This is a genomic window from Parasphingorhabdus sp., from assembly GCF_036963805.1.
Classification (GTDB): Bacteria; Pseudomonadota; Alphaproteobacteria; order Sphingomonadales; family Sphingomonadaceae; genus Parasphingorhabdus.
In genome coordinates this window covers 99,529-126,463 of the sequence record NZ_JBALUN010000007.1, presented here as the reverse complement: position 1 = coordinate 126,463, position 26,935 = coordinate 99,529, and the positions used below count along the sequence as shown (strand labels likewise).

At 54.5% G+C, this 26,935-nt stretch carries 22 protein-coding genes and 1 pseudogene; 17 read left to right on the top strand and 6 right to left on the bottom strand.

All coding sequences use genetic code 11. The annotated features are described in order from the left end of the window. From V7676_RS14980 to V7676_RS14960, 5 genes and pseudogenes are all read left to right on the top strand, one after another. Positions 1-424: tyrosine-type recombinase/integrase (locus V7676_RS14980; protein WP_335660421.1), on the top strand; the 424-nt coding region annotated here is incomplete at its 5' end. A gap of 110 nt (positions 425-534) precedes the next feature. Further along, a pseudogene (locus tag V7676_RS14975) lies at positions 535-852 on the top strand (zincin-like metallopeptidase domain-containing protein); the annotation flags it as partial. A gap of 8 nt (positions 853-860) precedes the next feature. Beyond that, a complete protein-coding gene (locus tag V7676_RS14970) occupies positions 861-1,280 on the top strand; it encodes a hypothetical protein (RefSeq protein WP_100093304.1) in 420 nt (139 codons plus the stop codon). Between the two features lie 42 nt (positions 1,281-1,322). Then, on the top strand, positions 1,323-1,565 hold the full coding sequence (locus V7676_RS14965; RefSeq protein WP_335660420.1) for a hypothetical protein: 243 nt from the start codon (positions 1,323-1,325) through the stop codon (positions 1,563-1,565). Between the two features lie 32 nt (positions 1,566-1,597). After that, positions 1,598-2,539 (top strand): DUF2493 domain-containing protein, encoded by a 942-nt coding sequence (locus tag V7676_RS14960; protein WP_100093305.1) that lies wholly within the window; start codon positions 1,598-1,600, stop codon positions 2,537-2,539. A 390-nt stretch (positions 2,540-2,929) separates the two neighbouring features. Here the strand turns inward: V7676_RS14960 and V7676_RS14955 are convergent, their stop codons facing one another. Continuing rightward, a complete protein-coding gene (locus V7676_RS14955) occupies positions 2,930-4,051 on the bottom strand; it encodes a DUF3800 domain-containing protein (protein ID WP_100095459.1) in 1,122 nt (373 codons plus the stop codon). Between the two features lie 168 nt (positions 4,052-4,219). Between V7676_RS14955 and V7676_RS14950 the strand changes: the two genes are divergently transcribed. From V7676_RS14950 to V7676_RS14930, 5 genes are all read left to right on the top strand, one after another. Continuing rightward, a complete protein-coding gene (locus V7676_RS14950) occupies positions 4,220-4,789 on the top strand; it encodes a hypothetical protein (protein ID WP_335660419.1) in 570 nt (189 codons plus the stop codon). Continuing rightward, complete coding sequence (locus V7676_RS14945; RefSeq protein WP_100093307.1) at positions 4,786-6,177, top strand: 7-cyano-7-deazaguanine synthase; 1,392 nt, start codon at positions 4,786-4,788, stop codon at positions 6,175-6,177. The genes V7676_RS14950 and V7676_RS14945 overlap by 4 nt, the downstream gene beginning before the upstream one ends. Next, entirely contained in the window at positions 6,165-7,346 is a 1,182-nt protein-coding gene (locus tag V7676_RS14940) for a helix-turn-helix domain-containing protein (protein ID WP_100093308.1), read from the top strand. Before V7676_RS14945 ends, V7676_RS14940 begins: the two co-directional genes overlap by 13 nt. Then, positions 7,321-7,956, top strand: coding sequence for a hypothetical protein (locus tag V7676_RS14935; protein ID WP_100093309.1), 636 nt, complete (start codon positions 7,321-7,323; stop codon positions 7,954-7,956). Before V7676_RS14940 ends, V7676_RS14935 begins: the two co-directional genes overlap by 26 nt. Before the next feature lie 1,359 nt (positions 7,957-9,315). Next, on the top strand, positions 9,316-9,702 hold the full coding sequence (locus V7676_RS14930; RefSeq protein WP_100093310.1) for a single-stranded DNA-binding protein: 387 nt from the start codon (positions 9,316-9,318) through the stop codon (positions 9,700-9,702). Between the two features lie 100 nt (positions 9,703-9,802). Here V7676_RS14930 and V7676_RS14925 read toward each other — a convergent pair whose 3' ends face one another. Beyond that, positions 9,803-10,036 (bottom strand): DUF6437 family protein, encoded by a 234-nt coding sequence (locus V7676_RS14925; protein ID WP_100093311.1) that lies wholly within the window; start codon positions 10,034-10,036, stop codon positions 9,803-9,805. Between the two features lie 359 nt (positions 10,037-10,395). On the opposite strand from V7676_RS14925, the gene V7676_RS14920 reads away from it, so the two are divergent. The 3 genes from V7676_RS14920 to V7676_RS14910 all read left to right on the top strand — a co-directional run bounded on the left by V7676_RS14920 (position 10,396) and on the right by V7676_RS14910 (position 13,253). Next, entirely contained in the window at positions 10,396-10,617 is a 222-nt protein-coding gene (locus V7676_RS14920; protein WP_100093313.1) for a hypothetical protein, read from the top strand. A 232-nt stretch (positions 10,618-10,849) separates the two neighbouring features. Continuing rightward, entirely contained in the window at positions 10,850-12,091 is a 1,242-nt protein-coding gene (locus V7676_RS14915) for a tyrosine-type recombinase/integrase (protein ID WP_335660418.1), read from the top strand. Next, a complete protein-coding gene (locus V7676_RS14910; protein WP_335660417.1) occupies positions 12,078-13,253 on the top strand; it encodes a tyrosine-type recombinase/integrase in 1,176 nt (391 codons plus the stop codon). Before V7676_RS14915 ends, V7676_RS14910 begins: the two co-directional genes overlap by 14 nt. Before the next feature lie 141 nt (positions 13,254-13,394). On the opposite strand, the gene V7676_RS14905 is transcribed toward V7676_RS14910, so the two are convergent. Beyond that, complete coding sequence (locus V7676_RS14905) at positions 13,395-15,047, bottom strand: reverse transcriptase domain-containing protein (RefSeq protein WP_335660416.1); 1,653 nt, start codon at positions 15,045-15,047, stop codon at positions 13,395-13,397. 174 nt (positions 15,048-15,221) lie between these two features. Between V7676_RS14905 and V7676_RS14900 the strand changes: the two genes are divergently transcribed. Further along, positions 15,222-18,530 carry an NERD domain-containing protein gene (locus V7676_RS14900; RefSeq protein ID WP_335660415.1) on the top strand — a complete coding sequence of 1,103 codons (3,309 nt, stop codon included), beginning with the start codon at positions 15,222-15,224 and terminating at the stop codon, positions 18,528-18,530. Between the two features lie 122 nt (positions 18,531-18,652). Beyond that, positions 18,653-19,204 (top strand): hypothetical protein, encoded by a 552-nt coding sequence (locus V7676_RS14895; RefSeq protein ID WP_335660414.1) that lies wholly within the window; start codon positions 18,653-18,655, stop codon positions 19,202-19,204. Positions 19,205-19,395: 191 nt separating this feature from the next. On the opposite strand, the gene V7676_RS14890 is transcribed toward V7676_RS14895, so the two are convergent. From V7676_RS14890 to V7676_RS18865, 3 genes are all read right to left on the bottom strand, one after another. Next, positions 19,396-20,361 (bottom strand): DUF6615 family protein, encoded by a 966-nt coding sequence (locus V7676_RS14890; RefSeq protein WP_335660413.1) that lies wholly within the window; start codon positions 20,359-20,361, stop codon positions 19,396-19,398. 41 nt (positions 20,362-20,402) lie between these two features. Beyond that, the gene (locus tag V7676_RS14885; protein ID WP_335660412.1) at positions 20,403-23,021 is read right to left on the bottom strand and encodes an AAA family ATPase; all 2,619 of its coding nucleotides are present in this window, start codon (positions 23,019-23,021) and stop codon (positions 20,403-20,405) included. Between the two features lie 383 nt (positions 23,022-23,404). Continuing rightward, positions 23,405-23,686: a hypothetical protein gene (locus tag V7676_RS18865; RefSeq protein ID WP_442955449.1), complete on the bottom strand. Its 282-nt coding sequence runs from the start codon at positions 23,684-23,686 to the stop codon at positions 23,405-23,407. A gap of 562 nt (positions 23,687-24,248) precedes the next feature. Between V7676_RS18865 and V7676_RS14875 the strand changes: the two genes are divergently transcribed. Continuing rightward, entirely contained in the window at positions 24,249-24,578 is a 330-nt protein-coding gene (locus V7676_RS14875; RefSeq protein ID WP_100095460.1) for a hypothetical protein, read from the top strand. Then, positions 24,568-26,901 carry a type IV secretion system DNA-binding domain-containing protein gene (locus V7676_RS14870; protein ID WP_100093314.1) on the top strand — a complete coding sequence of 778 codons (2,334 nt, stop codon included), beginning with the start codon at positions 24,568-24,570 and terminating at the stop codon, positions 26,899-26,901. Before V7676_RS14875 ends, V7676_RS14870 begins: the two co-directional genes overlap by 11 nt. Positions 26,902-26,935 lie beyond the last annotated feature (34 nt).

Genomic DNA, 26,935 nt, shown 5'->3' with positions numbered 1-26,935 from the left:
GCGATGCACACCGCTGCGCCGCGACACCGCCAAGCTGCTGGCGGCATGGATGAGCGAGCGCTGTGACGATAACAGCCCGCTGTTCCCGTCGATCCGGGGTGAGCGGCTGAGCCGTGATGCACTTGAACATCTGGTCCGCAAGCACTGCCTCACGGCATCGCGCGCGTGCCCGAGCATCGGGACCAAGCGTGTCACACCGCATACGCTGCGCCACAGCACCGCGATGGACCTCCTGCATCATGGCGTCGATCAAGCGGTGATCGCTCTCTGGCTCGGACATGAGTCGGTCGCAACCACCCAGATATACATCCACGCCGATATGCGAATGAAGGAAAAGGCACTCGCTCGGGTCGCTGCTCCGCAGGTGCCGACAGGCCGATACCGGCCCGATGATGGCCTCCTCGCGTTCCTCGAAGGACTCTGATTATGCCGAACCGCCGCATGGTCAAAGCCCGGAAATTAAACCCCCAGTGGAGGCTATGCGGCATAATCCCGGTTACGGCATTATGGCCATTATGCCGATATCGGCATAAGTCGCACTGGACCGGGCACAAATCGCGCCTTGATCGCGATCTTAAAAACCGCTTTGGCAGCGCTGCCTATGCCGCAGAAGAACTGGTAGCCGAACTTTCAAGCGCCATATTGGGCGCAGAGCTTGGATTGCCGGTAAGTCATCTTGATAGTCATGCGAGCTACATCAGCCACTGGCTCAAGCTGCTGAAATCTGATGACCGCGCCATGTTGACTGCTGCGGCACGAGCCGAAGAAGCCGCATCGCTCCTGCTGCGCCTCGGCGGCAAAGAGCCGATGAGTGCGCAGGATAGCGACGCTGAATTTGCCGAAGCAGCCTGAAGGAGATCATGGGACGTTCGGTGAGCTTTCCAACCGGCGCCATCACTGCCTATCAGCTCATCGAAGCAGGCGATGATCATTGGGACCTGGAACTTGAGACGCTTGTCAAGGATATTATCCATCAGGCCAAACAAGCTTTTCCGTCACTTGACCTCTATAATGGCTGGTGCGGACGTGAGGACAGCATCCTAATGCGCAACGCTTTTGCTGAACTTGGTACTTCGGTATATTGCGGTCTCGCAGCCATCTGGATCGCCGCGCGTGATGACAATCGCTACTGGGACAATGATAGCATTGCTCCCTTGAAGGGACGCACAGATCAAAGGCTCTCCCAAATTGAAGCCCGCTTTCTGGAGATGTTTTCCCAATATCGTTGTATCGGCCATTTCTCGAACGGCGAAGCCATATATGAGCCAGTGTCGGGCTGATACGATGCATTCCTTAAATGCTCGCTACCGGTTCGTCTTGGCATGAACTTGTTATTGCCCTTCGATCGTTGCGCGCTGGCTGCATTGCTGTACGCCTCTTGCCTCCTTTCAGGACAGGCCCTTGGACCGGTCGGCAGCCAGCCGCAACCTCAAAGGACTGCGGCCCGTGTGGCCCGCGCCAGCCTTGCCTTTGAGGTTTCCCGCCGTTGGCGGTGCGGCATGTCTGCCTATTCCCGGTCCGATGCGGGCACTGCCGGAGGCAACAGCGCGTCGCAATCCCGCTGACCGCTTTGCTTCCAATATCAGGAGGCAAAACCATGTATGACAATTTTACCCGGTCGCTGTCAGGACTTGATCTTTCAGGCTTGTCGATCACCACGCCGCCATTTGGCCCCACAGATTTTCCATGTGAAAACGCGATCCAGCAGACGCTTGCCGGCGTCTGGTCTGATCTCTTTGCGCTCTTCAGCGATACCGCTCTGGAAGCTGATGGCGAAGACATCGCGTGGGGCTTCGTCAATCTCTTCCACCGGGCCGCTTCGCGCAAATCCTCGGCTGTTGACCGCGCAACCGACGAAATCCGGGCGTTTCTTGCAAGCGCCGATGGATCAGAGATCCACAGTTCCAATCTCGAAGAGCAGATCGAGTGCGCACAGGCTGCTGAAGCAAGCATGATTGCCTTTGAAGCCATGCGCGAAACAGCGGCATCTCTCTATATCCACGAAACCGGCTCGTCCTGGAAGCCGATGACCGGTTCCCGGCCAAATCATGCCAACGGCATCACATCAGCGGTGATCAATGGCCGTGATTTTCTCCGCGCTCGCGCGCAAAGCCGCCAGAAAGCCTATATTCCCGAAGGTACGCCAGTAATCTTCGCTGGCGGCCGAACAAAACAAAACAGCACTGACGATGCGAAGCGATTTGCCGAAAACATATGGGAAACACTCGACAAGGTATCGAACTGTGTTCCCGATATGGTTCTTGTCCATGGCGGTGACACCAAGGGTGCAGATCGCTTAGCCGCATCCTGGGCGGAACGTCGCGGCATTCAGCAGCTAGTCTTCTCGCTCGACCGTCGCCTCGGAGCCCGGGCAGGATTTAAGCGCAACGAGCAGATGCTCTCCCTCAATCCGCGATATTTGATTGCCTTTCCTGGTACAGGTGTTCTGGAACGACTTGTGATCGAGGCCAAGACGCGCCGTGTAACGGTTGTTGATCGCCGCGGCCTGTTTGGGACTTCTCCAAAATCGCCTGGGTGAGCGATAGATATATATGCAGTGCCAATGTAGATTTCTGGACAATCGTTTTAACGGAAGAATAAATCCTATCTGCTTTGTCCAACATCGCTGGATTCAGGAATGATTTGCAGAATAGCTGCCGGTCAGCAATCGCTACGGATTGCGACATTTTCGACAGCCCGTTCATTTCCTACAACCAGCCATTCAATTAGATACGTGAAATGGCTTGGTGTGGGCCGGCAGCGGTCTGCCCGCTCTTGGGAGTCGGACTTTGGAATGCATACATTCGGCCAATCCAACTGATCCGACAACAGCCGCTGACAAATCTGCTGGAAGGCGGCAAACTCTGGAAATATGGCAAGAGCGCACCCGTTTTGCTGACTTGGTGCTTTCGGGCTAGGCTGCGCGACATCAACCAGCGAGAATCTCGCTTTCGAGCATGAAGCTCGCGCGTCGCCGGTCCTCGTCCGAGATCACATATTGCGCGAAGGCGGGACACACGTCGGTCGAGCGGTCGAGCAAGCGTGCGAGCAATGCCAGGCTGGAACGCTGTCGATCGCCCATACGGGCGAGGTCGTCCGCAATCTCATCCGCCGTCGTCTGATTGAGATAGGTGAAGAGTTTGCCGAGTAGACCGGCAATTGGGTCCGAAAGCTGGATTCCCTGCTCAGATTTGGAATCGGCGAAACGGAAATGCTCCAGCGCCGCGCCGTCATCGGTCAATTCGATGGATCGGAGATAGGTCTCGATCTGCTGCTCATCGTCGAGGATGTGGCTAGCGTTTTTGAAGAGGCACAGTCGGTTCAGGAAGAAGGTGCCGAAACCATCGATTAGGATGTTGGGGGATTCATCCTCAAGATAGGGCAGCGACGGAAGGCCGCGAGCGATCTGTAGCAGGCCCTTGAGCATATAGAATTGAAAGTGCGGCAGCATGTTCTCGCGATAGTCGAGGAGATCAAGCAGCTCGGCGACAAAGGCGCCGCGCCGTTCATGTCCCACGTCGGGATAGCTGTAGCGCCCCAACAACTCGGCCGTTCCGTCAACGTCGTCGCGCAGCAAGGTGTACAGGCTGTCTTTGAGCATCATGTGTACGGCGACCAATTGGGGAGCGTCAGCTTCGCTTAGGATCGCATCGACGATATCGACGATCGACCAGTAGAGCAGGTCCGTGACCTGATAGTGGACGAGAAAACCTTCATCCGAGAGCCATCGCAGGAAGCACTCGACCTTTGCCGAATCGAGAAGTTCAAGAAGGTCGCCGTTGCCAAGGAGCCTGAGCTTTATTTCTTTGACGTTCGGCTGAAAGCGCAGCGCAGCGCGCAACGAACCTAGGTTGATCGCCCGCGGCGCGCCGGCGTGCACGATGCCGCCGAGGACGAAGCAATCTGGACGACGAATGTTCATTCCGCCGGCGGTAAGGTGCAGCTTTCTGACGTTGTTGGTCTCGTCATAGTAGAAGGTGAAGACCTCATCGATCCCGGGCAAGCGGTACATCGCAATGATGGGATCACGCAGTTCGTTGACGTCGATCATAAATTCTTTGCCCCTACGTTCCTTCTCCCGCTCGTCGCGCCGGAGAGGGATAATCATCATGTCTTTTTCGATGTGGCAGGTCCACCGTTTAAGAGAAATGTCAGGTTTGATAAATTAGTAGGTTGACAATGTCAGAGTGAAGGCGCAGATAGAATGCGGGAGTTCCGCATGAGTGATGGTCCATATAAATCGCTGCCGATGAAACCGCGTTGGCGGCGAGCCGCTAAGTGCGCCTACAAGGAGGCCTATTCGCCGGAGGAGGTCGTGGAGAGCGTCACTCGGGCATCGCATGCCGACTGGCGCAGCGAAGTGCGGCAGACATTCGTTAGCAGCGTGGCCGCAATCGTTAATTCCATCGGCCAGCAATCCTTATTCGCCGATCAGATTCTGAGCGATCTTGGCAGCCTTCAGAGGATATGTGCCTCCCCGATGGAATCGACTTTCGTTCTTACCACGATGGAAGCCGTTCGGTCGGGGCAGTCCGGGGCAGCTGCCGTTCAGCGGGCTGCCGAGGATGCGCTCTCCGACCGCCTGCTCAGCAATTATCGCCAAGTGGAAGAGCATGTCCGCCGCGATGACGGATTGCAGAATGCGCGTTTCGTCCGGAGTAGGTTTGATGCCGCCCATCAGCAGGTCGATTTCCAAGGTCTTGCCCGCGCACTTTTGAGGACCGGCGATCCTTTGCCGCGACGAACCCGCGCTTCAAATACCGATCTTGATGCTGGAGTACCGCTATGACCGCCAGAACCTATCACGCAAGTCGCGAAGACGCGGTCTTGATAGACGCCGTCGAGGCTGGCTCCCGTCTGCGCGACGGTGCTGCCGGTGCCCTTCTGGACTCTGCGATCAGCCTGTCGACCGCGGGCTTGGAGAGCTATTTCTACACAGGCTGGCGACCTGAATTGGTCGACCTGATGGTGATCGCCGGAGCCGCAGAATTTTGCGATCTCAGCGTTCGGCGTCCGCGATGGGGCTGGGCACGGTCGTTCGATCTGCGTGTCGCCGTCCATGACCTTGCGCGATGGGAAGACAGAGCCGTCGGCTTAGCGCTGGAAGATGCGCTGACATTTTTGACTGGCGATCAGTGGGCGATCTCGTTCGTCGAACGCGAGCACGACATCGCGCGTGTCGGCCAAGGGACACTGGGCTTCGACGTCCGCGATCGCATTATCATGCCCTACAGCGACGGCATCGATTCACGGGCCGTCTCGGCCCTTGTTGAAGCGGAAGAAGGGGGCGGGCTCGTGCGGGTGCGCCTCGGGACCAAGGGCGCTGATACTCGTTCGCGCGATCCGAGGGAGCGCCGGTTCATGTCGGTTCCCTATCAGGTCCGGCTTGACGGGCGACAGCGGGTCGAATCCACCGCACGATCGCGCGGTTTCAAATTTGCGGTGATCACCGGAATCGCCGGAGTTCTAGCGGATGTCGAGCGCATTGTGGTGACCGAGAGCGGCCAAGGTGCGCTTGGTCCGATCCTCGCCAGCTTGGGGCAAGCCTATGCAGATTATCGGGTGCATCCAGCTTTCACCCGCCGGATCGAAGCGTTATTCGCGGTGCTCACCGGCAAACGAATCCGGTACGAATATCCGCGGATCTGGTCGACTAAGGGAGAAACCGTAATAGCGGCCAATGCGCTGGCATCTGCTCCCGGCTGGTCGAGCACCCGCTCCTGCTGGCAGAATTCACGGCAAGTCAGTTTCGCGCAGCAGCGGCGCCAGTGTGGTATTTGCGCGGCCTGTATGCTTCGCCGGCTTAGCATGCACGCGGCAGAGGTAGACGAACCTGCATCCAATTATATCTGGGAGAATCTTTCTGCTCCCGACATCGCATCGGGTGCCGTACCGGGCTTCACCCTTATGACCAAAGCTCTTCGCGAACATGCTATCGCCGGCGTGCTGCATCTCGACCATCTTTCCGCACTGGCCGGATCGCCCATCCATCGTCGGACCATTGATCGTGTTGCACGCGAGACCGCCAACGCCCTCTCAATTGATCCCGTCGAAGGGGAACGAAGGGTTCATGACCTCTTGTCGCGTCATCGCGACGAATGGCTTGCCTTCCAGTCCAGCTTGGGGCCGAACTCGTTTGTTTCCCAGCTTGCCCAGGTGTCCCCATGGCCGCGGTGACCGGCAGCCTTACGCCCGAAGCGCTTGGAGAACTTCTGCGAGAAGCTCGAGAGAATGCGAAGCTGACCCAGGCGGCGGCGGCGCAGGCGCTCAATGTGGCACGCACTACGCTGGTTGCCATCGAACAGGGGCAACGCCGTGCTCGCATCGAGGAGCTTCAAAAGCTTGCCGCGCTGTATCGCGTCTCACTCAATGTCTTATTACGACAGGATGGTGTGAGGGTCGATCTGCGTCCGAGATTCCGGAAGGCTGGCGAAGACGATCAGGAGGTGGAAAGCGCGGTTGCCCTTCTCAACAGTCTGGTCCAAGCTGAGCTGGAGCTTGAAAATCTGCTCGGCATTAAGCGTGCTCGCAACGACCCACCGGAGCGGCCGCTGTTGCCCGGGAACGTAATTTTGCAAGCTGAACAGGATGCTGCGGAACTGAGACAATGGCTCGGACTTGGCATGGCGCCAATTCACGACATGCTCAGCCTATTGGAGGTGCAACTCGGTGCGCGCGTATTCGTTCGACAGCTACCGGCGAGAGTGTCCGGTCTCTACGCATTCGACGAGGAAGCGGGTGCGTGCATCCTTCTCAACGCGGCGCATCCCCGGGATCGCCGGACGCAAACCGGCGCCCATGAGACCGGGCATTTCATTTCGACACGCCGGGCGCCCGACGCGCTCTATAGTGACTCGCCGGAAGCAACACGTGAGGAGCGCTATGCGAACGCTTTTGCGCGATGCTTACTGACCCCTGCAAGGGCAGTAGCTGCCCGGTTCCAGGATGTCACCGCCGGGGCGGCACGATTGACCCGCCGCCACATTATTATCCTCGCGCACGCCTTTGGCGTGTCGCGCGAGGCCATGGTGCGCCGTCTCGAAGAACTCGGCCTCACCAAATCCGGAACTTGGGACTGGTTCGCGGACCATGGTGGGATCACTGACGAACAGGCTCGTGAGGTATTGGGGGACGCTATCGCGTCGGATCCCGCAAAGGGGGATGCGACTCGGCCGGTCTCGATGCGATTGAGCTTGCTGGCCAGCGAAGCGTGGCGACGGGGTCTGTTGAGCGAGGGACAGCTGGCGCGGCTGCTGCACATCGACCGGGTCGAGGCTCGCGAGATGATCGACGAATTTGAAGAGGAAGGAGCGGTCGACGATGAGTCACCCTGGCTCCTGGCTTGACGATGCCGGATCGCTGGTAAGCGATGCCAGCGTCTGGATCAATCTCGTCGCAACCGAACGCGCGGATGTCGTCCTTCGAGCGTCGTCGGTGCGTCACCTCATCACATCGACGGCGCTCGGCGAGCTTGAGGCCGGCCGCGCGAAGGGGCGGCGGACTGCAATTGTGATTGCGGAGCTGATCGAGATCGGACTGATCAGCGAGGTAGCGCTCAGGCCCGCGGAAGAGGAAACCTTTCTTGGACTGGTTGCCGGCCCTATCAGTAAAACTCTCGACGATGGCGAGGCCGCGACAATCGCATACGCCCTTGGATCGGGATCGGTCGCGCTGATCGACGAACGTAAAGCGACGGCTCTCTGCGGGAATCAATTCCCGTCGGTCAAAGTGATGAGCACTACGGATCTGTTGCTTTCCCAGGCTGTGCAAAGCGCGATGACCGCCGATGATCTCGCGGACAGCCTGTTTCGGGCCTTATTGGTTGCGAGAATGCGGGTGCCCGAACACCATCTGCCTGAAGTGTGCAGGTTGCTCGGCCCGGAACGTCAGCAGCAATGCCGCAGTTTGCCGGCTACCTGGAGGAGGCCGCCCGATGCACGATTGGCAGTAAACTGACCGTTCGCCATTCAAGCCTCTCGGTTTCCGAGCGACGTCCGCTTTTGGGTAAGTCAAACAAGTCCCCGAATGACCGAGATGAGGGCGCGAAGCTGACATCCCAAACGGACTGTTTAAATGTCCGCTTCGACTATTAGCAATCCAGAAGCGGCCTTCGGCAAACCACTCACTCCGGTCATTCAACCAAATCACTTATCATTGGGACGCCAGCATTATCTTCTGCTTTTGGTCAGCTCAGGAATTTTGTTGGTCCAGGCCCCGTTAGAGCTATCACGCAATGGCGCATATTTAAGTTGAAACATCTGTAGTGTTGACTATCCTCTTCCGTGTTGGCGGGGAACATAATTCCTCACGGGAACCAGCATTGGTAACTTTATGGGCGTTTTAGACGTCTGCCAACAAGAGACTGCGGGGTAGCGCATAAACGGCGTTGTCCAGCGCGAGCCAAGGCTCCCGACTGAGGGGCGGTATCTTTTAAAGGCCGCTGCGCATCCGCTTTGAAGCAATTCAAAGACAGGATGTTTATGGCAAACCAACTACAAAAAATACGTAGCAAAAGATGCAAGCCCAAAACGGGTTTTGCTATTATTGCAGACAACCAATGTGCGGCGAAAATGCGGCTGACTTTGCTGCGCGATTCGGGATTTAGTCAAGACAGGCTTTACTGCTCCGATGTACAGCGGAACATCTAGACGCACGATGCACAGGAGGACTTGATTCGCTTCAGAACGTCGTAGCCGCATGCTATTTCTGTAATTCCAACCGGCACCGCTCACCCAAACCGCTGGATCCTTTCCGCTATGCCAAAAGAGCATCAACACGGCTCAGGTCCGGACGCTGGCATGGCATTCTTATCTCCCCGTTATAGCCAATATCTGTGTTTGCGTGACGCCGCGTCTGACCGGGTGATATAGACGATGAGACGTTTCTTTGCGCGGCCCTTTTGAGCGGCGATGATTCAATTTCGCTAAACGGCAGCGCCAATATTTCGTCCCTTGGCTATACCATCAAGATACGCTGGGCATCACGCCGCATTTTGCTCTCTGCATCAAACATTCCGCCCCGATAAGGTCTGCCGAGTGATAGCAAGATAACCGGTCATTATTTCAATAGGCTTTGACGATCCCCGAACCGCCATACCGAAACCCAATCCGGCTTTTTCGCGAACCTGTCTGAATCAGGACAGCAGGAAACATGCAACCCGCTTTGCTTCCGGCCGTGTTGCCGGTCTGCGACCGGCTGCCCGCACCACCCGGGCAAAGCAGGTTCCCCTTCGGTGCAGTTCCCTCATGCCCTGCTTCTTTTGACTGTTCGCAAGCCGGAAATGGTTTCCGGATTTGTTAATTCAGGAGAAATATCATGACCAATATCGCAATACTGACCGGCCGCATCGCACGCGATCCCGAAGCCAGAGAAACCCAGGGTGGAATTACCGTCACATCGATCACAGTCGTGACCGACCGCCCCGCCCGGAACAAGGATGGTAAAACCTACAAGGATGACAATGGCTATACCGTCAAGGATAGCGAATTTCACCGCGTAACCTGCTTCAACGGTCTCGGCAAAAACGTCGCGCAATATTGCACCAAGGGTCAGCTGGTCGCGGTCGAAGGCCGCATCCACTATACCCAGTGGGAAGATAATGATGGCATCAAACGCTATGGCTGCGAGATCCTCGCCGACAAGGTTGATTTCCTCACCAAAGGCAGTTCGCAAGACAATCAGGATGCGCCCGAAATCGATTGATCACAGGTTGCATTGCAGCCATAAAATTCAGGCCTCGCCGGACAACCGGCGGGGCCTTTTTCTTGTTTTTTAAGCGCGCAAGATGGGTAAAAGCTGCACCCTAATTTTCTGCGATACCAAGCCGGGCAAGTGCGTCAGATTCGCCCATAGCGCCAAGCGCGATTGCGATCCGCTTCAAGTTTTTAGGTGTGAAGCTCTCTATCCCGCTGCCCAGAAATATCTGACCAATCTCGAGGGCTGCATTTTGCTCTAATGTTCGCTGCTTTTCAGCAAGCGCTGCTTTTTCGGTTTCGAGTCTTTTCAGTGCGGCAAGCGCGCTGCGCTTCGTAGGCATTACAGGATCCTTTCAAATCCCCTCTTTTGTGCTCGCCCTGTTAGCTTAGTGGCACACATTCTGAGCTGTAGGAAACGGGAAATTTTCAATCTCTTCATAGTCGCTTTGGCGGAGGATGGAGGGGTGTGCTGCTCACTATCTATCAAGTTTGAGGTCCGGTCCTGTCCCGCGTCAAGGACGGGCGGGGCCCCACCATTTTGCCCACATGGCGCCCTTATGAGGGCGTTTATCCATGCGAACAAAATCGTTTCCCCCACCGCCGCTATCGCGGTCACCCTTCGGGCGATCCTGTGACCCGGTCCAGCAAGCGAACCTCTCAACTTTTCCTGTCGTTTTCGACAAACTTCAGGAGGATTATCATGTCATTTCAAGTCTGCATTTCTTCACCAACGCAGAGCTATTTTGAAGCTCTGGAATGCGCCGAGCGCAGGGCGTTACACAGTTACTTTGACCAGCATATATTGGAAGATGATGAGCTTGGCTATATTGCCGTAGATGAAGGAGATTACAACGCGCTACCCGCTGCTCTTTACTCCCGCGTCGTGCACACGGTTCACGGTGCTTTGCTAGACGATTTCTGATCTGGATCAGGGCAGGAACTGCAAGCAGTTCCTGCCCTTTTTCATGCTCGCTCCGAATTAAGCGGATAGTGAAAACGTGCCAAATGAGCGCGGGCACAAGTGCCGACGCGCGCGCTTTGGGTCAGCTGGATGAAGGCGTTCAAGTTTTTATGGAGAAGATGCGCCGAATTGCTGGATCCCTGCTTAGCGGCTGGGGACAGGGGTGCACACCCTACGCAACTATAGTTGCAGTATGGAAAGAAAATCGCAGAAAACCAGCAAGCATGATTCCTCAAATGACCATCAGTTAGATGGGTCAGAATTACAGAGGGTCGCCCGTCTCAAGAAGACAGTCCGCTTAAAGCTGGACGGGAATGTTGCCCGACGTGCATCGCTCAAGATTGGCGTGACATGGGATATTGAGCTTCCCGGATTTGGATTGCGGAAGCGCGCAAACGGTAAAGTCACTTGGGTCGTAAAATATCGGTATCGCGGACAGCAGCGTATGAAGACGTTGGGCGAGGCAAGGGTGGTTACTGCCCATATTGCAAGAGCCGAAGCGCGGACGCTGATCGCCGAGGCGGCGCTTGTTGGATTGCCCACAAAACCCAAGCAAAAGCATGTTCCCAGATTTGATGAATATGTTCACGAGTTCTGGCGCGACTATGCGCAGCACTGGAAACCAACAACTCAAAAGGCCTGTCAGGGATATATTGCGCGGGAGCTAGTGCCGGTATTTGGAAAAATGCAGATAGACCAGATCGTGCGCACCGATATCAACCGGTGGCGCGATGCACTTTCCCTGCGCACCGGCGTTTTCAATCGAACGATACCGCTTTTGTCAGTCATGATGCGCTATGCCGAGCAATTGGCGTATCGGCCCAAGGCAACAAACCCTTGTCGCGGAATTTCCCGCTACAAGCGGGACCTTCCCGAACGCTATTTGTCACCCATTGAATATAAGCGATTGGGCAGGGTGCTGGCAGAATTTGATATTCCCAATCCCGATGTTGTTCCGGCAATCCTGATGCTGCTCTATACCGGAGCCAGAGCCTCTGAAATAGAAATGCTGCGCTGGCGCTACATCCAGATACCGCGCCTAGTATTACCTGACAGCAAAACCGGCCCCAAGACCATCTACCTCAATAGCCAAGCCATTGATGTGCTGAACGCGCTTGAACAGGGCAAGCCGGATGATTTTGTCTTTCAGGCGATCCGGTCGAACGGCCCTATCAAGCTAAGTCAGTATTGGTATAAAATCAGAAAACGAGCCGCGCTTCCAGACGTGAGACTGCATGATCTACGCCATAGCTTTGCCTCGACTGCCATTGCAGATGGCGTCCCACTTGCCATCATCGGCAAGCTACTTGGTCATGCCCTTCCAGAATCCACTGCTCGCTATGCGCATCTTGCAGATGATGTGATCTGTGAATCTGCCGAGCGTGTTTGTTCGGGCCTCGCTTCTCAAATGGGGTTGTCTCATGACCAGTTATGACCTCAAACGCGTTATTGGCGAAGAGCTTGCTCGTGTCGAAAGCCGCTTTGATAAATTCGGCAAACCGGAGCGCAAGACCGTCTTTGACAAAGTCGTTCCTGGCTTTGGAGTACGCAAGCATGTGTCAGGCCGAAGAGTTTATATACTTCAAATGCGAATTGGCGGACGCCAGCGCACGGTGACGATTGCCAATGCTGCGGTCATTAGCGAGGCGGTGGCAAAGGATGTTGCGCGGCGTCTGATCTTGCGCATTGAGCTTGGCATGAACCCGGCGGATGAAAAGAAACGCTCGCGCTATGTGCCCAGCTATGACCAGTTTCTAGAATATTATTGGGAAACATCATCGCCCAACTGGAAACCATCGACCCGCAAAACGCAGAGTTTTTATCGTGGCAAGCATCTGAATAAGGCCTTTGAAGGCAAATTTCTTGATGAGATCGAACCCGCTGATGCGATAAGATGGCATGCACAGCTTAGCCGTTCGGCGGGGCCGGGAGCGGCAAACCGCGCTAGTGAAATCTTGCGCGCGATGTTCAACAAGGCGGAGCAATGGGGATATCTTCCAGAAAACAGCAATCCGATTAATGCAATCAAACGCAATCGCGGGCGCAAGATTGAGCGCTTTCTTAACTCAGAAGAAGCCGCGAGATTGGGGAAGGCGCTGATCGAGGTGCGCAAAAAGGAGCCAATGATTGCGCCGATCATCATGTTGCTGGCACTTACTGGTTGCAGGCGCGGGGAGATCGTCAATCTAAAATGGTCAGAGGTTCATGGACGCCGCCTGAAACTTAGCGATAGCAAAACCGGACCGCGTATCGTCTGGCTTGGGAAAGATGCGCAGGCACTTATCGCAAGCATCCCGCGCCAGAAGGGTGAGGCGCGTGTTTTCCCGATGGAGCAGAAAAGACCAGGCAATGCGGTTGGAGCCTTTTGGGAGAAGTTTAAACAGGGTATTGGTTTGGATGATGTGAGACTTCATGATCTGCGGCACAATTACGCCAGTTTTGCAGCGCGTAAATCAGAGACATTGCCGATGATTGGCAAGTTGCTGGGCCATTCAAATATCGGTTCCACTCATCGCTATGCACATCTCGATGATGCTGTTCTGCTCGAAACATGTGATCGATTAGGAGATTTAGTCGATAGCTGCCTCTGCCAATAGCGGGCCAACTGTTTGTCAGTTTTGCGGTCAAGTGCGCTTAATAAAAGTCGAACGAGCGATGTCTAAAAGCAGTCGTATGTCTATTTGGGATTAACATTCGAAGATGAGATGCTGTCCTTCAAATCTTTCACTATAAAGCATCTATTCATCGAGCCAGTCAATCAATTCCTGTATATGAACAGCGAGATTGCGTTCCGATTCCGGAGCCCCTTTATGATTGACGCCAACCACGTATTGGTGATCATCAAGGAGGGCCCCTCCAGACATGCCCTGCGCAATTTTTTGCGTTACTTCGATTAGTTGGATGCCGTGTTTCATCGGGAGCGAACTAATTGTTCCTGGACGGACATTAAGCGCATCGCCTGGTCCATAGTCAGGATAGCCTAGCGAAACTGTCTGGGCACCTTCAGCAAAAGTTTGAACTGAGACCTCCAACTCCAGATATTCAGTGTTGGGAAGCGCAGGTTCAAGTAGCGCAAGATCTCGATCCTCGTGTCGCTTTAATACCTTCGCTTTGAATCTGTTTGAACGTTTGCTCGGGTGGTAGATTTCAACATCATCAACGTTCGCTACACAGTGAGCTGCGGTCACGAGGCCGACGTCCTTCAGGAAGAAACAAGTACCCTGCGTGCCGGCGTTGCCATCATGCTCCACGAGCCACACTGCGCGGTTGCGCCTGTCCAGTTCAGTAGGCTCAACTTTCAGGGGTTGGGCCGGAAAACACCGATTATACCTTAACATGATGTCACGCACCAGCGGGTCGGTCGGGCCCTTTATAAAGCTTAGCCACGAGATCTTGCCAGCTAGATGGGCGGCAAGGCTCGCATTACCATAAAACTCGGTCTCGAATCTGGCCTGTGCATCGTCGATCCCGATCTTCTCCACCGAATGGAGGGCGGCACGTACATTGCGCACATAGCGACGATCGACGTTTATAAACTCATTAATCTTGAGACCTGTAACGACCCGTCGCGCGCGATGATCGGCATAGTGCGCCTTGTCAGGATTTAGAGTAAAGCCGTTGCCTGACACGGCTTCACGCAGGTTCGCCGCCAAAAGATCAGGTGGAAAACGCCCGGTTGCAGGGATAGCGCCTTCATATAACCCGGCGGGCGGTTGGAATGTCGAGAATGTGATATCGTCGGCGTAACGCGTATAGATCGCGCGCGCAGCTTTCGCGATCTGCAACAGGACCGTATCAAGCCGGTAGCAAATCATGTTTGAGAGGATTGGGCTGGTGGGTGCCCCCTGCGGCAAATACCCGTTATAGCAGCAAAGCCTAGCAACTATTTCCGAAACGCGATGATCTATCCCAAACGCTCGCAATAGACCCCGAATCCGGTTCTCCGTTATAGAAGGAAAGAAGTCCTTCAAATCGATATTGACAACATGCCGTCGGTTAACATGCGCTTCCGCATTCGATTTAACTGAGCGATCTGCTACGAAACCGTGAACTGGATTGCGTACAAGGTATAGCTGATCGAGAAGTTGCAACAATTTTCGCTGCAGCAACTTCAGTCGATTATCGGGGGCGGTTATAAGCCGCGATTTTCCCGAACCTTTCGGGATCGAGAATTCCGTATACATGGCAGCACGATACCACCATATCTTCTTTAATTCTTGGGGCGTAACTCCAAGATAAGATAGCAAAGTGTGTTCGTCTGTGAATTCCACCGGAATTGTGATTGGTATGCGTTTCCCAAAGATTCTATTAGGTGATGGCAACGAGGTCTCCCTTCCAATCACGCCAGGTTGCACATCGGAATATCCGGCGCGCATGATAAGTAGAGACATTCGCTCGTAAGCCGCAGTTTCACAGCCCGTATGCGAAGGAAGACCTCATTGAGCCTGCAGTTATCAGACCTAATCAGACATTTCAAGCAATGGCACAAGAACTTAAAACGATGGACAAAATGCAGCCGTCGAGTTCTCTTGATAAAGAGAGAGAGTCTAGTCTAGTTTCTGAAGATGACGTTATGCACGACTTCAACCCGACTCTTTCTTGGTAATCCTATTAGCAATGCGGCCGAAGCCGCTTGCGTCCGACGCCTGCTGCAAGACTTTCAGGAAGCCGGGGTCGATGCAGTCATCTTGGCAAACTTCACACTCGGACCGAAACGACGTCAAATCGATCTGTTGGTGGCAACCCAAGAGACTGCCATCGTTATTGAAATAAAGGCTTACATCCACCCTGTTTATGGCAACGTGAACGGCTCTTGGTCGCTCCAACTTGATAGTGGCGACCGAAAGGAACTGGGCAACACCAATCCCTATCAGCAGGCACTGGAGAACCGCTTCACTGTCACTGATAGCCTACGTGATAGCGACGGATTGGACGTCAAGGAAGCAGTTGGCGGGATGCTTTGTCTTTATCCAGAAGCATCGCCGGGTTCTACGATTCCCAAAGGCGACTTCAAACTGGCTATTGGCGGTTACGGTGATCTTATCTCGCTTCTAAAGGTTCCCCGAACCAATGCTCTCAGCCTCGCGCGATGGATTGCCTTTGCTCAATCACATGGCCTCAACGACCAATTTAAAAATCCGATTACTGCCGCCAAAATGACAATCACACAATATCAGGCAGCGTATCAAGACCTCGGTTGGGCAACGCTCGGTCCCTATATTGAGCCTCTGTTCGATGGCGAACAAAGTACCGAAGAGCTTGGCACCCGCAGCGCCAATGGAGAACAGTTACAAATTATCGGCCCCTCGGGAAGCGGTAAAACAGAACTTCTTAAGCGCCTCGGCATGGCTTGTGCGAAACGTGGTAATCTTCCAGTTCTAATCCGTGCTCGTGACTTTGATCGCGAGATAGGCCCGCTCCTGCGAGCCGACACGGCGCGATACACCAGCGAGACTGTTCCTGCGTTGTTCACGGCAGCAGCGGCGGCGGGTGCTGAAATCATTCTTCATATAGACGCGATCAACGATTGCCCCGCCGACAGGCGCGCTGATCTGATCGCGGCGCTGCAGGCAATGCGCATCAATTACGGGGTTAGGATCGTACTAACCGGCCAGGAGGAAAGTACCCTCCCCACAAGTCTCTGCGGTGCATTAGTGTCGCTCAAGCAACCAGATGCCGCACAGGCACAGTGTTTGGTCGAAGCCCATTTGGGTCGGGCGTTGAGCGAACACGAGGTAAGTGCTCTCGAAGTGGTAGCTACCGCACACGACGCCGCCATTCTAGCAGCAATGCTGAGCGAGACGAATACGATAGATGGTCGCTTCTCGCTTTATCATAGTTTTACCCGGGCGCGGCTAAAAGCGGCGGCTACTCCACAGGCTGATCGGGGGCTCGCTGATTTGGCGACGGCGATGCGAACGGGGTTCATTTCAACAATGACGAAAGCCTCGGCTGAGCGTATCGTCGATCCTAACAGCGGGGCAACCATCTCGGCAGTAACCGCCGCTGGCTTGCTATGGAGCGAAGGCAACCGCATCGGGTTTCGACACGACCTGCTCGGCGATTTTTTCGCTGCCGAGGCGGTGCTGCGCCGAGCGGTTAACCCTGCCGAGCTCAATATGCTGGTGCGCCTGCCGATTCATGCGGAACTGCGAGAATTCATACTGGGCGGCTGCACGACGACACAAGAGATCGATATGCTGTTATCGAACTCTCCCGATTTGAGGTTGCTGCGCAGCGCGTTATCGGGACGGGCGGGCTCAAAGGCGAAAGACTATGTAATAAGTCGGATGCTTGATCTGATCGCTCAGCTCAAAAGAAACTATCAGAAAATAGAGCTGGCGCTGCCTGAAGACGCAACAAGCGCTAGCGGTCTTTCATCACTAGTACCGAATTTTCCAGAAACAGGAGATGATCAAGCCATTGACAAGCTGTACCTAGACCTCATTCCATTCGGGCTCGGCGATGGAATACTTCCGGATCTGATTGAACTGTTTGCTTCGACCGACCAGCACCTAATAGCAGAGGCCGACAGGCTGAGAGAGGAAAACAAAGACTTCCGTCTAGCTTGGCGAGCAGCGGCCTTCGGCACGGTTTACGGCATGCACCTTCACCCTGCACCACGGCATCTGCAGAACCTGCTTCAGGCGATCCAGAACAACCGGTTTCAGCAGAGCGAAGAGGGCGTGCTGCTAAAACAAACCGAGCAACTCGACGCATTCGAGAATCTCAGCGTCGGGCTGCTCTTCTTGCGGCTATCGATTCTGCGTCTTTCCCCAAAGGAGCCAATGCCGGCCAGATTTCCCGAGCTGTTGCAGCAAGTGTGGACTTCGCAAGTCTATCACCTCCGCCTCCTTATTTGCGATATCATTCGGTTCCGCGGGCGGGATCTTGAAGAAACCGACCGAACAGCAGTGCGCGAAATGCTTAACGAGCATCTGAGTAACAGCAACATCTGGCTGAACAGTATCGTGATAGATGCGCTGGAAGGGGTTGATGGTATCGAGCACGACTTTACCGTCGAATCCGCCGTAGATGAGTATGAAGAAATGCTCACTTTACCCGAGACGCCAGAGAATTGCTCGCTGGCGGTGAGTGCTGTTACGCGTACTTATGATCATCCTTTCCGCGACCAATATTGGGAGGCTTTTTACGAGGCACTCGCCGTCGAAAAGAGGCAGGCGTTGTTGCTGCGCGGGTTACGTGATCGGCCGGGCGACCCTTGGTTTATCTCCGATATCCTTCGGGCTCTTCGTCGAGATCCGACGCCCGATGCTGAGCAGGAGCTTCAGCGTCTCGCCGCAGGCCCTCTTCTCCATGGACATTCGCATCAATACGCGATTCTTGCTTTTGCCGAGGCTATCGCTCTCCTTGCGACATTGGGCCTGCCTCTCAACGTGACTGAACCGGTGCCAGACACACTAGCTATGCGCGCTTGGTACGAAGCTGCACCCCTTATCCACGTGCTTAATGGAGGTGATGCCACCCCATCAGTGGACACCTTTGTTGCTTGTGGTTTCGCCGAAGCATTCGATGTCGTCCAGCGACTGCACAGGGAGGCACGTAACATAGGATTGGGCGAACATGTTGAAATTAGGTTTGAGACATACTGGCCGAACATGGTCCACCAGCTGGTCCGTGAAGTGCTGGCGAAGGGGTACGTCGCCGTGTCGGTGTTTGACCGTGGCCATTTCGGCAATTCGCTTAATGCGGATCATATAGATGTTGCTCTTCAGTTGATGGCTAGGGTCGGTCGAGCGACGGATATAAATCTTGTTAGTTTTTGGCTCGACCATCCGGTTTATGGTGAGCAGGCGCTCGCCACGGCTAGGGTGCTCGAAGTTAAACAGGCTGAATCAACGACCTCTCATTAGGTTTTATCCGACCCTCGTAAAATCGACATGGGTTTCGCCAATTTTATTTGCTGTCTTGCTCTTACTTGGGCGCCATGCAAATTAACAACCAATCCTTGTGTTTCCAGTCGGAGTAACTTGCTATGTCATTCCAGCGTCGGGAAGCTCTGATCGAGAAAATCGTAAATGTGCAACCCCCATTCCGCGAGCTTGTCAGAGATTTTTCGAGCGACCTGACCGCAGGGTCGTGGGATTTAGTGTCGTACAGTTTTCAACAGGGCTTTGAGGCACTGTGGGATCTAGCACGGGCTGATCACACCGGATTGCTCGAAAGACCACTGCTCGCGCTTTGGAGACAAAGCGTCGAACTGGCAATCAAGTCAGCTGTTCTCGAATTGGCGGGCTGTATAGATGGAAAGCCAGGCCATGACCTGCAAGCGCTTTTTAAGTTGCTGTTAGAAATTCGTGTGTCGGAGGGCTGCTGTGATAATGATGATCTGACCCAAACCGTCCAGATGATGATCTCACAAATTCAGTCTTTTGATCCTTTCGCTGATCGGTTTCGTTATCCAACCGACAAAAATGGAAGGCTATACGCTGGTGTTTCGGTCGACTTAGACGAACTGTTTCAGGCACATTGGATCATCATTACGTGGTGCGAGGGCGCCGTTATGGAACTTCGCGGGGACTATTAATCGGATGCTGTAGCGATAACGGCATTCGGGTCGGAGCGATCGCGCTTTTCATATCACAAATATTTGATTTGATGGCATATTCGAAGCAGCTCCAAACAAATTGAAGCTAAAGCGATTGATTGCTATCCGACAACTGCCTTAGGTTGATTACTTTGATAACTTGCGAAAGTCATACCATAAAAAATAGTGCCTCAATCGCTGCCATCACGGCGACGGCGACTCTGTGACGCCTCGCGGGCTAAATCGAACAATGGGTTTTCTCGAGTCAGTGATGTACTGAAGATTACCCGAGGCCGCTTTAGCAGCTTCCGGTCCTTCTCAGTTACGTTACCTTCGATCGCCCGACGAATATGATCAGGAATTCCCTCAGCAGGTCGCGCGGCCGGTTCGTCGGCCTTAATTCGATCTACCCCAGCGTCAAGATCGTTGATCCGATCAGCCACCAGCGTTGGATGAAATGCGGCCGAAGGGTAGCTTGTTAAACTGAAGCCCAAGCCGTCTGGCATAACGAACTGAGTGGTGTTCGCAGCTTCGGGCGGAGGCTGAGTGGTCGCCGGTATCGGCACCAGAGGAAAGCAGAGCAAGTCTGAGAGCGAGAAGAACCCGTTGCGCCAATGGCCCACGGTCTTCTGTACACGCGCACAACCTCCTGCGACGACGCCGACAACATCGCGCGCAAGCCTGAGATTAATGCCCTCAACCGCTGGACGGGACCCAGTGGCCGGCTGCAGCGACGACAATGGATGGTAGAACATGTAAAGAGGCAGCGTCTCCATGCCTCCGGGTGAGGTAGCGGCATGGCTCACCAGAGTTGCCGCTTGGCTTCCTTTCGGCGTGCCGTAGTCGAGATGTGCGTAATACCAGTAGCTGGACCCATCCTTCAGCGTCACCTCCTTGCAACGCTTCGCCTGAATCATGAGGCGGAGATAGCTGCCTCCGCCGACTTCATGTGGTGCGGCGTAGATCCAATCCATGTCGGCGCCCGTGACGGTTTCGTCGGGAAAATCTACGCGGACGCCCAACGGTTCGAGCGGAATTAGCCCCGCCATTAGCATGTCGGTGGTGGTTTCTTCACGGAAGTTGCGGGTAAGATGGCGGTCGCGTTCGAGCCAAATGGCAAGATCACGCGGAAACCTGTTGGAAAATTCGCAAAGCAAGAGCAAAATCCTTTATAGTCTAATGGAAGCGAGCGGTTTAGTTAGTTAACCAACTTGTGCCGATCGCGCAGCGACGATACCCACGCCGAGAGTTGTCCGACATGATTCAGGAGGTCTGCGGGTGGGGGCATGGCAGCATTGCGACCGCGCGCTGGGTCATGCGCATCGGTGATGTCGCAGCAAATTTTGAAGCCTGTTTCCCATGCGGCGATGTCGGTGTTCTCGAGCAAAGCGACCTTCCTCAAGTCCTTTGCGTTGATATAGTCACGGTGGCGCTGGATGACATTACAGAACGCCACATCCTCTAACGCGCGCTCCCAAGTTGATCGCAACCGATTATAGAATTTGGCGGCGGCGTCAGCGTAACCCGCATCGTCCTGCACATCATACAGAAGTCGCGAAGCACGCGCTTCTTTTTCCAGAGTGTCAAGGCGTTGTGCGATCTTCTGGCCAGCCCAAGGCAGTCCTTTGTTAACGATACCAGCACCAGTACGCGATGTGGTGAGGGACACGTCGATCTGATCGACATTATGCCGTGCAGCGAGCACCTGCATATCGTTCAAGAAGACCAAATCGTGCGTGAATACGATAATCTGACGCACCTTTGCCTCTTCAATCAGCCGCTCAGCGACCTTTTGCCGCCAGCGATGATCAAGCGACGAGACTGGATCGTCGAACACCAAAGTAGAAGCAAAACTGGCGGTGGCCAGTTCCGTCAAGAACAGCGCTAGCGCAACGCAGGTCTGCTCGCCCTCGCTCAGCACGAGATGCACCTTGGCATTGGCGTTCGCGAAGAGTCGAACCTGATAATGTGGTGATCCGAACTTTCCTCCTGAACGTACAATGTCGACTCGTACGCGACTGGCGGCGAGTTTTTGTATTTCCTGTTGGAAACGATCCCGCACGCGCGGTGTGATTACCTCGTCCGCGATCGCATTGCCGAGCGTGGTGATAGCCGTGGTGTTGGTTTCGGCAAGGCACAGAGCAATCCGCGCAAGATCGGCTAGCCGGGCAATCTCTTTTTCTGCCTTCGGCAGCAGGACATCGAGAGCGGCGCGATCGAGCAACGCGTCACGTTCGCTCTCAAGCAAAGCGCGACCGGTCGCGTCTTTCGCGGCCGTCAGTTCCGCGGCGTAATGCAGCGCCTCGGCCGCGCTTTCGCGTAGCGCGGCAGTTGGCGCGGCCTTCGAGGGAGGCAGGGTTGGTGTTACGCCGGCAGCCACCGCTTGTAGAACGACAGCGCGTCGCAGGCGAGCCGCGGCCAGACTGCGCAGAATTTGGCGCGCTACAGTCGGCGCGCCAACCGCGAGCTGGCGGCGGTGCGAGAAAGCGGTGATCCGGACTGGTTCATCCAAGAGCGCCGCAACCAAAAGGTCAGCTTCGCTTTCAGCCTCCTGCGCCTGTCGCTCGGTCTGATCGGTGATAAAAGCCTCAAAGCCGATCATCCGCTTCACAGCCGCTTCATCGAGTTGCTGATGGCAAAGCACGCATGCTGTTCCGACTTCGCTTGGTGGGAAGGGTTGTTCAGGCAGGGCAGCGCCTTCTGAAAAGGCTCTGGCAGCTGCCCAGAGATGTCGCCATGTCTCACCGCCAACTTCCGGTAGCACCGCATCGCGAAATGCCACGCTGGCTGCCAAATTGGCTGCCGCGCGCTTTTCGCGCGCTTCGTTCGCAGCGGCCAAAACGGCCGTCAGCAGTCCATCGGCGTGTGCCGCAACGACAGCCTCAACCCGATCGGCCAAACCACCGAGCGAGATCGCCCAAACCCTTTGTTCAGCCGCTACCTTGAGCGGATCGCGCGCCAGATCCTCGGTCAGGCGCCGCAGTCGGTCCTGTTCGGATTCACTAAGTTCGGCTAGCGCTTTCAATTTGGCGAGATCGGTGTCGGGCTTAAGTGCTGAAAGCACCTTGCCGACTGGTGTGTTTGGCTTAAAGGTGGGTTGATTGAAGACGCCATCGCGAGCCGCGTTGAGTAGTTTCTGCTCAGCCATTAGCCTGTCTTTCACTGCGACACAAGCTGAGGCGAGTTCATCCGGAATGTCGAGTCCAAATGGCCGGAACGCGACTTCGTTTTTTTCGCGAACATGGACCGCACCTGACTCGCGGTCGAACACGCTGACTGCAGAGAGGATGTGATCGGATATCGCGCTGTCGGACCAAGTGATTGATGGCATCGCCAGGCCACCATCCGCGTAGCTGATTGTCGCCTTCGCCCCTTTTACCGAAGCTGGTTCGAGGGCGTCGGGCAGTACCTCGGTGCTGAACCGCGCGCGACAGGCGCGCTTAAGTATGCGCGCGTAACCGGATTTGCCGGAGCCGTTATCGCCATATATAATCGTCATCCCTCTCGGGCCGAACGTGAGCGTCTGACCGGCCGCTAGCCTGTTCGCATTCTGCGTGTTGCTAATCGAGTGCAGTGAGATCGCGCCACCCGCAGTTGTCCGGACGAGCCGCTCTTCTTTTGTCAGCGGAATCGCATCGAGCTCGACACCTGGCTTGCCTTGGCCTTTAAGGCAGAGCGACGTCAGCTCCGTTACATCGGCGTCATTCAAGCTGCCTATAGCGACAATTCGGCGTAGCGCATCCTGTTGCCATAGCGGCCGTGCCGGCGACCAATCTAGGATCATTTCAAAAGCGGACTTTGGCTGTTTACCGGACATCGATTATTACTCCCAGCCCCTATAAGGAGATTCCGCAATACGTTGTCTATAAGACTTTTTGGAAAACTTTAAAAAGGGTGCGTTTAAGTTGTGCATCTATCCATGGGTTATCCCGCGCGAATTACTGCTCTGTCGTTTGCGAGTTCTAATACTAATCAAACGTCAAGCGAATCATTTGAGGTCATTGGAATTCAATCTTTTGAAAATTGTTGCCCAATCAATTTTACCATTCGAAGTTATTATTCTTTATCGCCGAAAGGTCGTTTCGGTAAATCTCCTCCCCCGTCAATAGTATCTCGATACAACGATCCAAAAGCTCGAGAATTGCCGTTTATTCCAGAAACGCAATCGATGCGTATGCTAGTCCAAAAACACATCCCATTTTATGACAGAAACCAGCCCCTGTCCGGATGGTGCCTGGACAGCAATGGCATCGCATTACCTGCTTCAACGGCATCGGCAAATGCGTTGCAGAACATGTCACCAAGGGTGCCATGATAATGGTTACAGGACGTATCCATTATACCAAGTCGACCGACGACAAGAACGTCACTCATTACGGTTGCGAAATCATCGCTGAGCAGGTTGACTTTCTCTCCAAGGCTAAGGCAAAATCTGCTGATTAATTGAAACTGACATTGCAACTTACCAAGGCCCGCTAGCATCCGCTACCGGGCCTTTCCTTTTGCTGCAATTTTAACCTTTCGTTTATGATAAAGTGTATTCCAGTTTGCACTTCCAACGCGATAACAACCGCACCAACTGGACCTTCAATCCAGCAGAAAATTGACAAAAACCGCTCAGCAGTTTTCGGCCTTTGCATGCTATTTGGTTGCCAAACGGCCTTTTTGACCTTTTCTCACTTGATCCCAGAAAGGTTCATTTTATCCTTTTGAAGGAAAGTTGTTTCAATTCAGCTATTTAAGGATCAAGAAACGAGGCTGGGTCAGGTCTGCCGGGTTGGGAACTTGACTGCACACCCTACGCAGCGGGCTGCCTTCGCAATATGCATTAAATTCAATAGTTTAATATCAAAAACTTGCATTGGTCCCAAATAATTTAAGCGTGATTTACAAGCCGGATTCGCGATTTGCCTGCAATTTATATTCTTTTAATGTACTGAAAATCAATAATTATAAAGCCTTTGACTTTACTTTGTTCACGATTTATTCTCATCATACCTTCCGCAAGGTGAACCAGGTTCCATATTCCCACAGGAACCTGATCATGAACAAGCATATCAGTCTTCAAACCTACGTTCCAAAAGCTCTTGCCGTTTGGGTGAGATCACAGGCAGATGATCGTAAGGTCAGTGTCAGCATTGTCGTGCGCGACCTTCTGGTCGATGCATGGCATGCGCAAAATTCTGCTGGTGGCAAGATCCTTCCGCTCGATTCCCAGCGCCAGAATATTTTTATCAGCATAGCGCTCGATGCTCTTTTGGCAGGCCATCCAGATAGCAGCTTGAGGAAACGAACGCTCGAAGCCTATCACCGTAAACTGGCTCGTCTGGGACTGACTTCGGCTCCTGTTTCAGGAGGCGATGATGAAGCGTAACCTCCTCAATTTCACGCGCGGCAGTCAGCTACTTGGGCATTTTGCATTCATGTTTGCCGCCGGTCTAAAAGGACCGGTGATAGTAGCTGCAGTGGTAACGATCGGGCTGTGCTGGTGGAACGTTACAAGCGCTCTGGATGATCATCAACTCTACCTGGTCTGGATGCAAATTTATGCCAGCCTTTATGCCTTTATGGAGTTTGATCCGGCAAAGCTGGTAAACCTCAAATTGGCAGCTGGCGGGCATGCGCAGTTGCCAATGTCACTGATACGCGATTTCCCGCTGATGAGAGAAGCAGTGGCCGCTTTTTGGGACGCGGTCCGCTTTGCGATTATTCTTGGTGCCTCGGTCCTGACGCCGACTTTCATCTTCTTCTATTGGTTCGCCGAACATTTCGGCGGCAAGTCCAAGGAACGTAAACATGAACGCGGCGCGATGCTGGTAACGTTGCCGGAACTGGAACAGGAGATTGAACGGCATAACCGGATCGAACAGGGGCGCGAGATGCGCGCCGAACTGGGTTTCAAATGGCATTTGGCAGGCCGCGCGGCCTTGGAACATGCGGGCTATTATGTACCTTCGCATCTGGCGGGGTTGAGCTACCCATGGCGGCTGGAACAAAGCCATGCGATGATTATCGGCACAACGGGAACAGGTAAAACCGTCGCATTGTTTGATCTGGTATCCGAAGCGCGCCGACGCGGCCAGCGGGCGGTGATCTTTGATCTGACCGGGGCGTTTGTCGAGACATTTTATGATGCGTCCCGCGACGTCATTTTGAATCCTCTTGACGAACGTTGCCCGGCCTGGAGTGTCTTCAATGATTGCTCAAGCGAGGGCGAGTTTCATGCGGCAGCAGAAGCATTGGTGCCTCATGATGGCGGGGGTAGCGAGCAGTTCTGGGTGCTCGCCGCGCGTATGCTATTTGTGGAAATGTGTCTTCATTTAAGGGCCAAAGGCGAAGCAACCAATGAAGCGCTGGCGTCCAAATTAATGACCGCCGACCTTGCGCAGGTGCATAAACTTATGCGCGGAACCATGGCCGATCCACTTACAGCTCCCGAAGCTGCGCGCATGGCTGAGTCCATCCGTGCGGTATTCAACGCCAATGCCAAGGCGCTCAAATTATTGCCCACAGATGGACCTGCATTTTCCCTTCGAGACTGGGTGCGCGGCGACTGCATGGCCGGATCCATATTGTTCATTTCAGCGCGCTATGTCGAGATGAGTATTTCGTCCCAGCTTCTCACCTTGTGGATGGACACCGCGATGAATACACTGATGACGACGGACCGAACAAAGGATCTTCGCCTCTGGTTCCTCATCGATGAACTTGGCGCACTCCACCGCCTGCCAGCACTGGAAAAAGGGCTGCAAACGGCCCGAAATTTTGGTGGGGCTATCGTGACCGGCGTGCACGCTTTCGCCAAGCTGAAAGAGGTCTATGGGGAGAATATGGCGATGACACTTTCTTCGCTCGCGCGTACCAAGCTTATCCTTGCCACCGCAGACCGCGAGACTGCGACCTGGTGCTCTGACTTTATCGGGCATCGGCAGGTAAAGGATATGGAGGAGGGCTATAGCTACGGTTATAATAACGCCCGCGATGCGGTGAGCCTGACGCCGCGCCGTCAGGTTGAACCATTGCTCCTTCCCGACCAGTTCATGAACCTGCCGAGGCTCTCCGGCTATATCAAGTTTCCAGACGGTTTTCCCGCAGCGCCCATTGCTCTGACGCCGCGCGACTGGCCGCGAATTGCCGAAGGCTTCATTACCCGTGAAGCCGTCAAAACCAATCCGACCATGTTCGACCATGGATCGCCTGAGAAAGTACAAACTGAACGCAGAACAAGCGACAATGGTGAACATCCATCCGCCAACGATGATGGAGCCGGGAAACCGGTCGAATTGCGTCAAATGGACCTATTGTCGGGTTTGGAAAACAAAGACGATGATCCCGCAAAATCGAGTGATCCCGAAACGCGGGATAAACCTGCCGAAATATTGAAACACAGCACCAGCGCGCCTGCTGAAACTCGAGGCAGCGATCCGTCCTTGGTGGCCGCCGGCTATCACGCCACGTTGCCTGTAGAGAACCTTGTGACGGGCGACGACCAAGCTGCACAGGATGGTTTGAATGAAGGCCATGGTCAAAACGAGGCAACCCAGATCGCGGGAATAGCAGCAGCGGCATCAGCTCCAAATAATGCGTTACCGCGTATCCAAAGCGATATCCGTCCGCCGCAGGAAAAAGACCTATTGGAAGGCGCTGTCGACGCGCACGAAGAGCCCGATCTCGGTGACTGGGAGCCTGACATGTAGGATAGATAATATCGGGAGCGAGGGGCTCATTCAC

Excerpts from the sequence above, each read along its gene's own strand:
- V7676_RS14885 (WP_335660412.1), bottom strand. The coding sequence starts at position 23,021 with ATGTCCGGTAAACAGCCAAAGTCCGCTTTTGAAATGATCCTAGATTGG.
- V7676_RS14870 (WP_100093314.1), top strand. The coding sequence starts at position 24,568 with ATGAAGCGTAACCTCCTCAATTTCACGCGCGGCAGTCAGCTACTTGGG.
- V7676_RS14900 (WP_335660415.1), top strand. The coding sequence starts at position 15,222 with ATGACGTTATGCACGACTTCAACCCGACTCTTTCTTGGTAATCCTATT.
- V7676_RS14930 (WP_100093310.1), top strand. The coding sequence starts at position 9,316 with ATGACCAATATCGCAATACTGACCGGCCGCATCGCACGCGATCCCGAA.
- V7676_RS14920 (WP_100093313.1), top strand. The coding sequence starts at position 10,396 with ATGTCATTTCAAGTCTGCATTTCTTCACCAACGCAGAGCTATTTTGAA.
- V7676_RS14965 (WP_335660420.1), top strand. The coding sequence starts at position 1,323 with ATGAACTTGTTATTGCCCTTCGATCGTTGCGCGCTGGCTGCATTGCTG.
- V7676_RS14970 (WP_100093304.1), top strand. The coding sequence starts at position 861 with ATGGGACGTTCGGTGAGCTTTCCAACCGGCGCCATCACTGCCTATCAG.
- V7676_RS18865 (WP_442955449.1), bottom strand. The coding sequence starts at position 23,686 with ATGCTAGCGGGCCTTGGTAAGTTGCAATGTCAGTTTCAATTAATCAGC.
- V7676_RS14895 (WP_335660414.1), top strand. The coding sequence starts at position 18,653 with ATGTCATTCCAGCGTCGGGAAGCTCTGATCGAGAAAATCGTAAATGTG.
- V7676_RS14875 (WP_100095460.1), top strand. The coding sequence starts at position 24,249 with ATGAACAAGCATATCAGTCTTCAAACCTACGTTCCAAAAGCTCTTGCC.
- V7676_RS14910 (WP_335660417.1), top strand. The coding sequence starts at position 12,078 with ATGACCAGTTATGACCTCAAACGCGTTATTGGCGAAGAGCTTGCTCGT.
- V7676_RS14960 (WP_100093305.1), top strand. The coding sequence starts at position 1,598 with ATGTATGACAATTTTACCCGGTCGCTGTCAGGACTTGATCTTTCAGGC.
- V7676_RS14925 (WP_100093311.1), bottom strand. The coding sequence starts at position 10,036 with ATGCCTACGAAGCGCAGCGCGCTTGCCGCACTGAAAAGACTCGAAACC.
- V7676_RS14955 (WP_100095459.1), bottom strand. The coding sequence starts at position 4,051 with ATGATCGACGTCAACGAACTGCGTGATCCCATCATTGCGATGTACCGC.
- V7676_RS14950 (WP_335660419.1), top strand. The coding sequence starts at position 4,220 with ATGAGTGATGGTCCATATAAATCGCTGCCGATGAAACCGCGTTGGCGG.
- V7676_RS14940 (WP_100093308.1), top strand. The coding sequence starts at position 6,165 with ATGGCCGCGGTGACCGGCAGCCTTACGCCCGAAGCGCTTGGAGAACTT.
- V7676_RS14905 (WP_335660416.1), bottom strand. The coding sequence starts at position 15,047 with ATGTCTCTACTTATCATGCGCGCCGGATATTCCGATGTGCAACCTGGC.
- V7676_RS14945 (WP_100093307.1), top strand. The coding sequence starts at position 4,786 with ATGACCGCCAGAACCTATCACGCAAGTCGCGAAGACGCGGTCTTGATA.
- V7676_RS14935 (WP_100093309.1), top strand. The coding sequence starts at position 7,321 with ATGAGTCACCCTGGCTCCTGGCTTGACGATGCCGGATCGCTGGTAAGC.
- V7676_RS14915 (WP_335660418.1), top strand. The coding sequence starts at position 10,850 with ATGGAAAGAAAATCGCAGAAAACCAGCAAGCATGATTCCTCAAATGAC.